At 67.7% G+C, this 12755-nt stretch carries 11 protein-coding genes; 1 reads left to right on the plus strand and 10 read right to left on the minus strand.

The features are described from left to right. The first annotated feature begins 90 nt into the window (after positions 1–90). On the plus strand, positions 91–1212 hold the full coding sequence (locus WS75_RS07290; RefSeq protein WP_059679873.1) for a helix-turn-helix transcriptional regulator: 1122 nt from the start codon (positions 91–93) through the stop codon (positions 1210–1212). A gap of 366 nt (positions 1213–1578) precedes the next feature. Here the strand turns inward: WS75_RS07290 and WS75_RS07295 are convergent, their stop codons facing one another. From WS75_RS07295 to WS75_RS07335, 10 genes are all read right to left on the minus strand, one after another. Continuing rightward, positions 1579–2766, minus strand: a complete 1188-nt coding sequence (locus WS75_RS07295) for a M20 aminoacylase family protein (protein WP_059679874.1) — start codon at positions 2764–2766, stop codon at positions 1579–1581. 31 nt (positions 2767–2797) lie between these two features. After that, positions 2798–4267 carry an aldehyde dehydrogenase family protein gene (locus WS75_RS07300; RefSeq protein ID WP_059679875.1) on the minus strand — a complete coding sequence of 490 codons (1470 nt, stop codon included), beginning with the start codon at positions 4265–4267 and terminating at the stop codon, positions 2798–2800. Next, positions 4264–5541, minus strand: a complete 1278-nt coding sequence (locus tag WS75_RS07305) for an NAD(P)/FAD-dependent oxidoreductase (protein WP_059679973.1) — start codon at positions 5539–5541, stop codon at positions 4264–4266. The genes WS75_RS07300 and WS75_RS07305 overlap by 4 nt, the downstream gene beginning before the upstream one ends. Positions 5542–5678: 137 nt before the next feature. Beyond that, positions 5679–7004 (minus strand): NAD(P)/FAD-dependent oxidoreductase, encoded by a 1326-nt coding sequence (locus WS75_RS07310; RefSeq protein WP_059679876.1) that lies wholly within the window; start codon positions 7002–7004, stop codon positions 5679–5681. A 2-nt stretch (positions 7005–7006) separates the two neighbouring features. Further along, positions 7007–7741, minus strand: coding sequence for a cupin domain-containing protein (locus WS75_RS07315; RefSeq protein WP_059679877.1), 735 nt, complete (start codon positions 7739–7741; stop codon positions 7007–7009). 89 nt (positions 7742–7830) lie between these two features. Further along, positions 7831–8286 carry a helix-turn-helix domain-containing protein gene (locus tag WS75_RS07320; protein WP_059679974.1) on the minus strand — a complete coding sequence of 152 codons (456 nt, stop codon included), beginning with the start codon at positions 8284–8286 and terminating at the stop codon, positions 7831–7833. An 11-nt stretch (positions 8287–8297) separates the two neighbouring features. Further along, on the minus strand, positions 8298–8444 hold the full coding sequence (locus WS75_RS33385; protein ID WP_156429732.1) for a hypothetical protein: 147 nt from the start codon (positions 8442–8444) through the stop codon (positions 8298–8300). A gap of 25 nt (positions 8445–8469) precedes the next feature. Beyond that, entirely contained in the window at positions 8470–9747 is a 1278-nt protein-coding gene (locus tag WS75_RS07325; protein WP_059679975.1) for an NAD(P)/FAD-dependent oxidoreductase, read from the minus strand. Between the two features lie 166 nt (positions 9748–9913). Continuing rightward, positions 9914–11785, minus strand: coding sequence for an ABC transporter ATP-binding protein (locus WS75_RS07330; protein ID WP_059679878.1), 1872 nt, complete (start codon positions 11783–11785; stop codon positions 9914–9916). Then, on the minus strand, positions 11785–12744 hold the full coding sequence (locus WS75_RS07335) for an ABC transporter permease (RefSeq protein ID WP_059679879.1): 960 nt from the start codon (positions 12742–12744) through the stop codon (positions 11785–11787). The genes WS75_RS07330 and WS75_RS07335 overlap by 1 nt, the downstream gene beginning before the upstream one ends. Positions 12745–12755: the final 11 nt, after the last annotated feature.

The following is a 12755-nucleotide window of genomic DNA, read 5'->3' on the forward strand; positions in this document are numbered from 1 at the left end:
TAGCCTGTGTTAGCCTGAAACAAATTCGGTGTTCGAATCAATATCGTCAGACAAAATCCGCATACAAAATCATTACACGGCGGGGGAAACATGCAACGGGACCAGCTCATCGGGGACCTCTACGAGGCCGCCCTGTGCCCGGATGGTTTTCTCGAAGTCTTCCATCGGGTATCCGAATCGCTCGGCGCAAACGTCTTTCATATGTTCAGCTGGGACGCCGCGCGCAATGCACCGAAATTCTCGATCTATTCGCCTCGCGCGGAATTCGACACGATCGTCGCACTCTACGACCAGTATTACGGCGCGCTCGATCCGCGCCGCGGCTTCGTCGAGAATGCACCGCTCGGCAAATTCGTTTGCTGCCAGGATCATCTGACCGAACAGGATGTCGAGCGCAGCGAATTCTTTCAGGACTTTCAGATTCCGTCGGGCATTCGCTACCTGATGGGGATGCGCTTCGCGCGCCCGGGCAGCGACGACATCCTGCTCGGCTTGCTGAGAGCGCACGGCCGGCCGCCCTATTCGTCAGAGGAACGCGCGAACCTGACGGGCATGGCCGGGCATCTGCAACGCGCGATCAACCTCTGGCAGGATGCAAGCGTGCTGCGTCGGGACGCTGCGCTCGGCCGCGAACTGATGGAGGAACTGGGCTTGTCCGTCTTCACACTCGACCGGCATTCGCGCGTCATATTCGTCAACCGGGCGGCAGAGTCGATGTTGCGCGCCACCACTTGCCTCAAGCTCGAGCGCGGGCATCTGAGCGCGGCGAGCGCGCCGCAGAACGATGCACTCAAGGCGGCCGTGGCACGTGTCGCGAAGACCCGCAAAAGCGAGAGCCTTGCCCTGGCCGGCACCGTGAGCGCCGCGCACGAAATCTTTCTCGGCATCGCTTCATTATCCGGACAGGCACGCGATGGCGCACTCGGCGACGCTGCGATACTGATCACCGCCAGGCGCCGCAGCGCCGCTCCGCTCGTGGTCAGTCAGCAACTTCGGCAGGCATTCGGCTTGACGAGCGCCGAAGCCGCCGTCGCCGAAGCATTGATCGGCGGCAAGACGCCGGAGGAATGCGCGGCCATTGCCGGCGTGTCGCTCTCAACCGTTCGCACCCAGTTGCGCGCGATCTACGAAAAGACGCATTCCCGAAATCAGGCCGAGGCGGTTGGCCGGATGCTCTGGGTGCTCCCGCAGCACGACGCGCGCGATGCGTGATCTCCCGAAATCGCGAGCCACCGACGTATCGAAAAACGGACGCCGCAACTGCCGGTTGTATTTCGCGCTCACCAGCACCGTTCGCTCGTTGCCGAACACGCATACTGCGTACGACCGCCGGCCGCCGACGTAGCGCCGGTCGAACAGGTTCGCGACATTCAACGCAAGCCGCCAGTGACGCAGCGGGTAGTGATTGCGACCCGTTCTTCAACGGCGCGATCGACTAATTCCGCATCCATCGCGGCGCGATGCCGGCCGCTCAGGTGAGGCCGCTCGCTCAGAGCGCGTGATGCGTGCCGGGGCGCCGAATGCGTGTCGCGGCGCGCCGCGCCTCCACTGCCCGCTGCTCAGACATCGCGCACGCGCTCACGGCGATCTCCTGAAGTAATGCTGCGCCAACGCGACCCAATACCGTACCCCGGCCGGAATGATGTCGTCGTTGAAATCGTATTTCGGGTGATGCAGTGCCGGCGCGGCCGTTCCGGCCGGCGCGTTGCCGATCAGCACATAAGCGCCGGGGCGCTCCTCGAGCATGAAGCCGAAGTCTTCGGACGTCATGTTCGGCGGCACGTTGGCGTCAACGCGTGCGTCGCCGAAGGTGTCGCGAATCACGGCTTCGCAGAGCGCGGTCTCGGCGGGCGTATTGACCGTCGCCGGGTAGTACTGAAAGAACTCGACGTCGACTTCCGCACCATGAGCGCGGGCGAGCGCCTCGCACATGAGCCGGACGTCGCGCTGCAACTGTTGCTGCAATGCCGACGACAGCGTGCGAATCGTCCCGCGCAGCTCGGCGGTGTCCGGAATGACGTTGTCCGTCGTTCCCGCATGGAACATGCAGACGGAAATGACGGCGGGATCCACGGGATCCTTGTGGCGCGCGGCGATGGTCTGACACTGCAGCACCATCGAACAGGCGAGCGGGACGGGATCGATGCCCAGGTGCGGCTGCGCCGCATGCGCGCCCTTGCCGGTCACCGTGATCCTGAACCGGCAGCCCGCGGCCATGATGGGGCCCGTGCGCAACCCGAAATGCCCGGCCGGCAAGCCGGGCCAGTTGTGCATGCCGAATACCGCTTCCGTCGGGCATTGCTCGAACAGCCCGTCGTCGATCATCTTCCGCGCACCCGCGCCGCCCTCTTCGCCGGGCTGAAACACGAAATGAACGGTGCCCGGCAGCTGCGGCAACGCTTTCAGCACGCGTGCGGCGCCGAGCAACATCACGGTATGGCCGTCGTGGCCGCACGCGTGCATGATCCCGTGCGTGCACGATGCATGCGCGAAGTCGTTGGCTTCGTGGATCGGCAGCGCGTCCAGATCGGCGCGCAGTACGATGCCGCGGCGCGGATCCGCGCCAGGCAGGCTCGCGACGACGCCTGTACCGCCCAGCCCGCGCGACACCGCATAGCCGAGCGCTTCGAGCTCACGGGCGACGACGTCGGCCGTCCGGTGTTCTTCGAATCGCAACTCGGGATGCGCATGCAGGTCGCGGCGCAGCTTCGCCCAGTGCGCGTGATGCGCTTGCAGCGACGTGTCGGGGATGACGGGGTTTTCCAATTTCGGCACCTTCGAAAAGTAGACGGCTGCGTCAGTCGTAAAAGCCGACGATCGACTTGATCTCCATATACTCCTCCATCCCTTCGATCCCGTACTCGCGACCGTTGCCCGACTGCTTGTAGCCGCCGAACGGCGCCTGCGGATCCCATGCCGGGTAGTTCAGATGCACCTGCCCCGACCGGATGCGCGCGGCCACCGCACGTGCGCGTTCCTTGTCGGCGCCCTGCACATGCGCGCCGAGCCCATAGACCGTGTCGTTCGCGATCGCGACGGCTTCGTCGACCGTATCGTAAGGAAGAATCGCCAGGACCGGACCGAAGATCTCCTGCTGCGCGATCGCCATGTCGGTGCGGACGTCGGAAAAGATCGTCGGCCGCGCATAGAAGCCGCGATCGAATCCCATCGGCCGTCCGGGGCCGCCGGCGATCAGCTTCGCCCGTTCGTCGATGCCCGCGTCGATCATCTGCGCGACGCGACCGAACTGCGCGCGATTGGCGAGCGGCCCGTGCGTCGTCGCGTCGTCGAACGGATCGCCGACGATCAGCCGTTGCGCTGCCGCGACGGCCAGTTCCTCGACCGCGCCGAGCACGTCGCGCGGCACGATCATGCGGGTCGGCGCGCTGCACGATTGCCCCATGTTCCGGAACGCGGCGGCCACGCCCGGCCCGATGGCCTGCTGCAGGTCCGCATCCGGCAGCACGATGTTCGGCGATTTGCCGCCCAGCTCCTGCGCGACGCGCTTGACGGTCGGGGCCGCCGCCTGCGCCACGAGCACGCCCGCGCGCGTCGACCCGGTAATCGACACCATGTCGACCTCGGGGTGCGACGACAGCGCGCCGCCTACCGCCTCGCCGCTGCCGCTCACCAGGTTGAAGACGCCCGCGGGCACGCCCGCATCGGCGATCACTTCCGCGAACAGCAGCGCGCTGAGCGGCGACAGCTCGCTGGGTTTCAGCACCACCGTGCAGCCTGCCGCGAGCGCCGGGCCGACCTTCGCGGTGATCTGATAGATCGGCCAGTTCCACGGCGTGATCAGCGCGCATACGCCGATCGGCTCGCGTACGACCGCGGTCGTCCCGCGCCGCGTGACGAACGGGTAGCGGGCCAGATTGTCGCGCGCGACCCGGATATGTTCGGCCGCGAGCGGCACATGGGCGCCGCGTGCATAGCTGATCGGCGCGCCCATTTCGAGCGCAAGCGCCGCGGCGAACCGTTCCGCGCGTTCCAGCATCAATGCATGCACGCGGTCGAGCAGCACAGCGCGTTCTTGCGGCGAGGTCGCGGCCCAGCGTTCGAACGCGTTGCGCGCGGCGCGTACCGCGCTGTCGGCATCGCGTGCGTTGCCGAGCGGGATGTCGCACATCACGTCTTCAGTGGACGGGCAGACGACCGCGAAGCGCTCGCCGCCGTCGGGTAAAACCCAGTCGCCGTCGATGAAGAAGCGATCGAGCCTGCCGGCTTCCATCAGATGACGAACCGGTGAATTGACCAGTGAATTCATTGCAGCGTGTCCTTGAGTCGATACCATGCGCCGACGAACGGCAGAAACCACGGCTTGCCGAAGTGGCCGGGAATCGCGGGCCAGTCGAAGCTTTTCCACGGATTGAGATCGGCGCGTCCGTCCATGATCTCCGCCATCAGCGTGCCCATCAGCGTCGCCATGTGCGTGCCGTGGCCGCTATAGCCCATCGAGTAATACACGCCGTCGCGCTGGCCCGCGCGCGGCAGGCGGTTGGCCGTCATGTCGACCATTCCGCCCCAGCAATAGTCGATGCGCACGTCAGCCAGTTCGGGAAACACGGCGGCCATCTGCTGTCGCAGAATCAGCCCGCTTTTTTCGTCCGAACGCGGGTTGGACGTCGCGAACCGCGCGCGCCCGCCGAACAGCATCCGGTTGTCGGGCGTGACGCGAAAGAAATTGACGAAGTTCTTGGTGTCGGTGACCATCCGGCGGGTCGGCAGCAACCGGTCGAGCAGCTCGCGCGGCAACGGCTCGGTAACGATGATGAACGCGCCGACCGGCACGATCCTGCGCCGGATCCAGCCGAACGGGCCGACCTGCGAGATGCCGCTCGCGAGCAGCACCTGGCGCGCACGGATCTCCCCGAGCGGCGTTCGCACCGCGTAGGCGCCGCCCGCCTCCCGCGTCATGCCGAGCACCGGCGCATGCTCGAGAATGTGCGCGCCGCGCGCTTGCGCGGCGTTCGCCAGGCCGCGCACATAGCGGCCGACGTGCATCCCGGCACTCTTCTCGAAGATCAGCCCGCCGTGATAGCGGTTCGAACCGATCTCGTCGTGCAGCTCCGCCTTCGTCACGACGCGCGTGTCGGGGTCGACGCTTGCCGCGAGCAGCGCGTGGCTTCGCACGAGCTTGTCGTAGTGCTCGGGCTTCGCCGCGAGTTTGAGCTTGCCGCGGCGCGCGAAGTCGCAATCGATCGCCTCCTCCCTGACCAGCCGCTCGACCGTATCGACACCCGCGTCGAATGCGAGATACAACCGGTTCGCCAGTTCCGTGCCGATGCGCTGCGACAGGAACGCGTAATCCTGTGCGAAGCCGTTGTTGCACATGCCGCCGTTGCGTCCCGACGCCGCCTGTCCCACGGTGCCCGCTTCGCAGACAACCACGCGCGCGCCCTTCTTCGCCAGCGCGAGCGCCGCCGCCGAACCCGTGATCCCGCCGCCCACCACCACCACGTCGCAACTTCCGTCAGGCCGCTCGGTCGAGCGGCTCATGAACGGCTCGGACGTATCGAGCCAGTAGGATCCGAAACGCATCACGCACTCCAATGTCGGCAGCACCAGGCTGCACAGCGCGGCGAGCATTCACCACACCGATCCGGCCGCTCGCGCGCCGTCCGGATCGAAACGCATCGTCCCGAGGCCGCCACCGTCGTTCCAGTGACGACCGCGAACTAGAAATCGGCAACCTTGCCCCAGGCAGAATCGCCGAACCGGCTCGGCCGATACGGCACCGGGTCCACGATCGGTTGCGCACCCGTGGCGAGATCCGCGATCAGGTGACCGGCGCCGGGGCCGATGCCGAAGCCGTGCCCGGAAAAGCCTGCCGCCAGGATCAATCCCGGCACGCCCGGCACTTCGCCGATACCCGGCACGCCGTCCGGCGTGCTGTCGACGAACCCGGCCCACGCGTGCGTGATCGTCGACTCGCGAAGCTCCGGGAGCAGTTCGACGGCACGTCGATACGTTTCGGCGACCGTCGGCATGTCTGGCTTCGGATCCAGGATGCGCACCGCCTCCATCGGCGTCGGCGCATCGAGCCGCCACCGCTTCAGCGTTTCGTGTCCGCCGCGCATTCCTTCGAGGCCGCCCGGAAGAAGATTGCGCCAGCGCTTCGCGAACATCGGCACGAATTGCGGCGCGAAGCGCAGGAACTGCGGCGTGAGGTCGACGCGTGCGCGGCCGCTGATCGCCAGTGCGTAGCGTCCGTCGCTGCGACGCGTCACGGACACGCCGGAGGTGTACAGCGCATCAGGCAAGCGCTGTTCGATGGGCGACACGCTCAGGATCGACTGGCGGATCGACGCCTGCGGAAACCGGATGTCGAGCTGACGGCAAAACGACGACGCCCACGCGCCGCCGGCGAGTACGACCGTTTTGGTCCTGATCACGCCGGCTTCCGTGACGACGCCGCTGACGCGCCCGCCCTCCAGCTCGATGCCGCGCGCCGCGCAGTGCTGGTTGATGCTGCCGCCGAGCTTCATGACCGCGGCCGCTACAGCCGGTGCGGCCTTTCCCGGGTCGGCCGTGCCGTCGCTCGGCGAGAACACGCCGCCCTTCCATGGCCGCCCGGTCGCGTGCCCGCGCTCGCCCGCCTGCTTGCTGTCGAGCATGTACGTCGTCACGCCCGCGGTCTTCGCGAATTCGCCCCAGCTGGCCCAGCGCGACAGCTCGGCCTCGTCGTTGCTCAGATACAGCAGCCCGCAGCGATGAAAGCCCGTGTCTTCGCCGGATTCGGCGGCGAATCGTTCCCACAGATCGATGCTCTTGCTCGCCATCGGCAACTCGCGTTCGTCGCGGTTCTGCTGCCGGCACCAGCCCCAGTTACGGCTCGACTGCTCGGCCCCGATTCGCCCCTTCTCGACCAGCGCGACCGACACACCGCGCCGGGCCAGGTAGTAGGCAGTGAAGACGCCGATGATGCCGCCGCCGATCACGACGACATCGGCCGAAGCCGGCGGCGTGGACGGCGTTTCGATTTGGCGCAACGGAGGGGACATGTTCAGTCTCGTTCGGTTGATACGTGGATGTTTTGCACGACGTAGAATTTCGCCACGCGTTCGCTGCTTTCCCATCCGATCGATGCGCCGCGCGGCACGAAGAGCGCGTCGCCGGCGCCGAGCGACAGCACGCTGCCGTCGGGCGCGGCGAACCTTACGCTGCCGGCGAGCAGGAGCATGAACTCGTTCACGCGATGCGGGCGAACGATCCGGTGATAGGGCGTCGAATCCCACGTGCCCGCGCAATACTCCGCGCCGTCGTCAATGAACACGTTGTCGCTACGGCATTGCGGTGCGGGGCCGAGCAGCACTTCTGCCGGCAGCGATGCGGACGGCTTGAAGTCGGCGTCGGCACGCAGCGGGAACAGGCCGTGCTTCGTCGGCTTCGCGCATGCAGCCGCGCAGAACGTGACGAGCACGCGCGATTCCGCGCTGACGCGAAGCGCCGTGCCGCCGCCGATGACTGCCCCCTCCCCCGGCCCCAGCACCAACGGTGCGGCGCCCGCCGCTTCCAGCGTCAGCTCGCCTTCGACGACGACGAGGGTCTCGATGTGCGGATAATGCATGACGTCGAGCTCGCCGACGAAACGGATACGCCCGGCGGCCATCGAATCGGGCCCTTCCCACGCGATCTCCCGATGTCGCGCGAAAGGATCACGCTCACCGAATGCCTGCTTGCGGAAGGACGTTGTATTGGCCGTGCCGTCGGCACGATGCAACACGAAAACTGCGGTCATTTCTGCTCCTGCCTGTGCGCGGCGATGTGGTCGAGAACCCGTCGCGCGGTATCGGAAATCGTTGTTCGCGGGCGTCGCCCGCGCCGCGCCTACGCAACGTGACACGACGCTTCGCTGCGTTCGGCATGCGTGCGCATCGACGACATTCGCGCCGGCGTGTCACCCGCCCGGGCGACCACGTAATCGCGCGGCGTAATCCCGAGCACCCGCCGGAAATGCCGGCAAAGATGGCTCTGATCGAAGAAGCCGACCTCGGTCGCGACGACCGACGGCGCCAGACCGGCGCGCAGCAAATCCTGCGCACGCCGCACACGCACAAGACACAGATATCGGTGCGGCGACAAGCCGACTTCGCTGCGAAAGCGCGCCGTGAATCGCGACACGCTCAGTCCGGCCACCGCCGCGAGCGTGTCGAGATTCAGCGGCTGCGCGAACGATGCATCGATCGTGCGCAGCACGTCGCCGATCGCCGGCGAGACGGGCTGCGGAACACGCAATGCGCGCGGCGTCGCGCCTTCAAGAAAATCGTGGAACAGGGTGACCATGCTCGCCGTCCTCATGCAATCGTCTCAACGGCTGCGCCTTGCGCGGCGAAATGCGCGATCGGGCATCGCTCGATCAACGAGGCCATCATGTCACCCACGCCAGTCCCGTCGCGACGACTTGCTTCGGCGGCGAGCAGGCAAACGAATCGTGCGTTCATATCGAATCCTCCCGAGGCAGCCGCTTCAGTGCAGGAAGTCCTGCATCCGGTAATACGCGCCGACGAACGGCAGGAACCACGCTTGCCCGAAATGGCCGGGCATCGCCGGCCAGTCGAGTTCGCGCCACGGATTCGACGCGGCCGCGCCGTACAGCACGTCGGCCATCACGCGGCCCATGTGCACGGACATCTGCACGCCGTGGCCGCTGTAGCCCATCGAGTAATAGAGCCCGTCGTGCTGACCCGCGCGCGGCAGCCGGTCGGCGGTGATGTCGACCAGCCCGCCCCAGCAGTAATCGAGCCGCACGTTCGCCAGTTCCGGGAAATAGCCGGCCATGCCGGCGCGCAGGATCTCGCCGCTTTTTGCGTCGGAGCGCGGGCTCGACATCGCGAAGCGCGCGCGACCGCCGAACAGCAGCCGGTTGTCGGGCGTCACGCGGAAGTAGTTGCCGATCTGGCGCGACGTCACGTATGCGCGGCGATGCGGGAACAGCCGGTTCAACTGCGCGTCGGGCAGCGGCTCGGTGACGACGATGAAACTGCCGACCGGCGCAATGCGCCGCCGGAACCACGCGAACGGGCCATGCTGCGACGCGCCGGTCGCGACCAGCACGCGATCGGCGACGAGCGTGCCGCGCGTGCTGGTGATCGTGTGGCGCTCGCCGTCGATCCGATCGAGTCGCGTGACGGCCGCCTGCTCGTAGATGCGTGCGCCGGCTCGCACGGCCGCCTGCGCCAACCCGACGCCGAACTTGCCCATGTGCATCTGCACGCCATTGCGTTGCAACAGGCCGCCGTGGAAACCGTCGGACGCGATTTCATCGCGGATTCGCGACGGCTCGATCAGTTCGATATCCGGATCGACGTCGCGCCGCAATGCGTCGAACGTCTTCGCGAGTCCCGCGAAATGCTGCGGTTTCGCCGCGAGCTTCAGCTTGCCCGCCCGCCGGAAGTCGCAGTCGATCGCATGCTCGGCGACGACCGTCTCGACGCTCTTCACCGCACTTTCGTAAGCGCGATAGAACTGCTTCGCCTGCTCGGCGCCGATGCGTGCGGCCAGCGACGCGTAGTCCTGCGCGACACCCGTATTGCACTGGCCGCCGTTGCGGCCGGACGCTTCGCCCGCGATCTGCGCGGCTTCCAGCACGACCACCGATACGCCGCGCTGTGCCAGCGCAAGCGCCGCCGACAGGCCGGTGAAGCCGCCGCCGATCACGGCCACGTCGACGCGCCCTTCGACGGGCCCTTCGCAGCCGGCACGAAACGCGGGGCGGGTATCCAGCCAGTACGATTCGAATTTCATCGGATCCTTGTCGAGCATTCCGGCGACAGCGATTGGCGATCGCCCGTTGAAAGTCATTTAATCACCGTCAAAAAGCGCAGTTACCGCGTATTCGCGCACGGCGCGCGCACGATCCACCGTTTTGCACGACCGCCGCAGCACACTATGCGGACGGCCGCGCAGCGCGCTACAGACGCACCGGCTGCACCGGCGCGACGCCCGCCGCCGGCTCGGCCTGGAAGCGCGCGAGGTCTTCCTCGCTGCGATGGCACAGCACCTGGGCACCGTTCTCGAGCGTGCGCAGCGCGGGCGCGGTGCGGTTGCACACGCCGTCCACCCGCATCGCGCAGCGCGACAGGAACGGACACAGCTCGACATCGTCGGCGCTCGCGCCGATCGGCACCAGCGGCCGGTGGCAGCGCTCGGCCGCATCGTCGAGCCAGCCCGCGCGCAACTCCGGCGCCGACGACACGAGCAGGTGCGAATACGGGTGGTAAGGCGGCGCGCACAGCGCATCGCGGCTGCCAGTTTCGACGCGGCGGCCCGCGTACAGCACGACGATGTCGTCGCTGATCGCGCGCACCTTCGCGATATCGTGCGTGATGAACACGTACGACACGCCGAGCTTCGCCTGCAGGTCGCGCAGCAGATCCATGATCGCGGCGCCGACCACGGTGTCGAGTGCCGACGTGACCTCGTCGCACAGGATCAGGTCGGGCTCGGCCGCAAGCGCGCGCGCGAGGTTCACGCGCTGCTTCTGCCCGCCGGACAGCTCGCCGGTACGCCGCGCGGCGACCGCCTGCGGCAGCCGCACGAGTTCGAGGAGTTCCGCGACGCGCTGCCGTGCGCGCGCGCCCTTGATCCCGTGATAGAACGCGAGCGGCCGCGCCAGCGTGCGCTCGACGGTATGCACCGGATTGAGCGCGGTATCGGCGTTCTGGAACACGATCTGCACGCGGCGGTGTTGCTCCTTGGTGCGCTTGCCGATGTCGCGCGCGAGCGGCTCGCCGTCGAGCAGGATCTGCCCGGCCGTCGCCGGCACGAGGCCCGCGATCACCTTTGCGAGCGTCGTCTTGCCCGAGCCCGATTCGCCGATCACGCCGACCGTCTGCCCGCGCCCGATGTGCAGGTCCACTTCGTGCAGGATCACCTTCGCGGGCCAGCCTTTCGCGGTACGGCCGCCGTAGCCGGCGACCGCGCCGCGCACGTCGAGCAGCGGCGCCGGCGCGGCGCTCGCCGCTAGCGCATCACGTTCGCTATCGCTCGGCGTGACCGCCGCGATCAGGCTCTGCGTGTACGGATGCGTCGGCGCATGCAGGATCTGCTCCGTATCGCCCGCTTCGCGGATCACGCCATCGCTCAGCACGACGATCCGGTCGGCCATCTGCGCGACCACCGCCAGATCGTGCGACACGTACACCGCGCTCATCCCGCAGCGCCGGATCACGCTCTTGAACGCCTGCAGCACGTCGATCTGCGTGGTGACGTCGAGCGCGGTGGTCGGCTCGTCGAGGATCACCAGCTCCGGATCGGTGATCAGCGCCATCGCAGCCATCAGCCGCTGCAGCTGGCCGCCCGACACCTGGTGCGGATAGCGCTTGCCGATCGTCTCCGGCTCGGGCAGCGCGAGCGCGCGGAACAGCTCGACCGCCTTCGCCTGCGCATCGCGCTTCGTCATCGTCTTGTGAATCAGCGCGCTCTCGATCACCTGGTCGAGAATCGTGCGCGACGGGTTGAACGCGGCGGCCGCGCTCTGCGCGATATACGCGACCTTGCGCCCGCGCAGCGCGGCCAGCGCCGGCGCCGGCAACGCGCAGACGTCCACGCCGCCGAGTTTCACCGAGCCGCCGGAGATTCGGCAGCCGGCGCGCGCATGGCCCATCAGCGCCAGCGCGATCGTCGTCTTGCCGGAGCCGGACTCGCCGATCAGCGCGAGCACCTCGCCGCGCCCGATCTCGAAGTCGACGCCGTGGACGATCGTCGTTTCCTCGCCGCCCGGCCGGCCGCCGACGACGCGCAGCCCGCGCACCTCGACGAGCGGAGTCGATTCATCTCGCATCAGTGTTCTCCCGCGGCAGCGGCCGCACCCTTGCGGCGGCCGCGATGCGGCAGGCCGTCGATCAACAGGTTGACGCCCACCGTCAGGATCGCGATTGCGACCGCGGGCATGATCGCGACGGCCGAGCCGTCGCCGAGGCTCGCGATGTTCTCGCGCACCAGCGAGCCGAGGTCCGCGTACGGCGGCTGCACGCCGAGCCCGAGAAAGCTCAGGCCGCTCAGCAGCAGCACGACGAACGTGAAGCGCAGCCCGGTATCTGCCAGCATCGGGTGGATCATGTTCGGCAGCATCTCGACGCACGCGATGTACAGCGCGCTCTCGCCACGGGCCCGCGCGACCTGCACGAACTCGAGCGTGCTGATGTTGACCGCCAGCGCGCGCGCGATCCGGTACGAGCCCGGCATGTAGCTGACCGCCGCGGTCAGGACCAGGAGCGGCAGCGACGAGCCGAACGCGGCGACGAACATCAGCGCGAACATCTTCGACGGAATCGACGTGAGCGCATCGAGCAGCCGGCTCATCGTCTCGTCGACCGCACGGCCCGACACGGTCGCGAGCAGCCCGAGCGTCGTGCCGGTCAGCGCGGCGAGCAACACCGCCGCGAGCGCAAGGAGCACGGTCAGGCGCGTGCCGTACAGGATCCGGCTCAACATGTCCCGGCCGAGAAAGTCGGAGCCGAACGGCAGCTTCGCGCTGAACGGCGCGAACACGTCGGGCGTGACGATCGCGCCGACGTCGTGCGGCGCGAGCAGCGGCGCGAACGCAGCAATGAACAGCATCAGGCCGACCATCGACAGGCCGACGCGGCCGCCGGTCGTCAGTTTCATGCGCGCGGCGCGGCGCTTGCGCGGCTGGTCGGGGGCGGGCGCGGCGGGCGGCGTCGCGCCGTTCCACGGCGGAGGCTGATCGCCGGAAGGCGGCAGCGCGCTGCTGCGTTGAACGGGTTCGGTCGGGTGCATGGGCGGCATCT

It is taken from the genome of Burkholderia sp. FL-7-2-10-S1-D7 (assembly GCF_001524185.1).
GTDB classification, from domain to species: Bacteria; Pseudomonadota; Gammaproteobacteria; order Burkholderiales; family Burkholderiaceae; genus Burkholderia; species Burkholderia diffusa.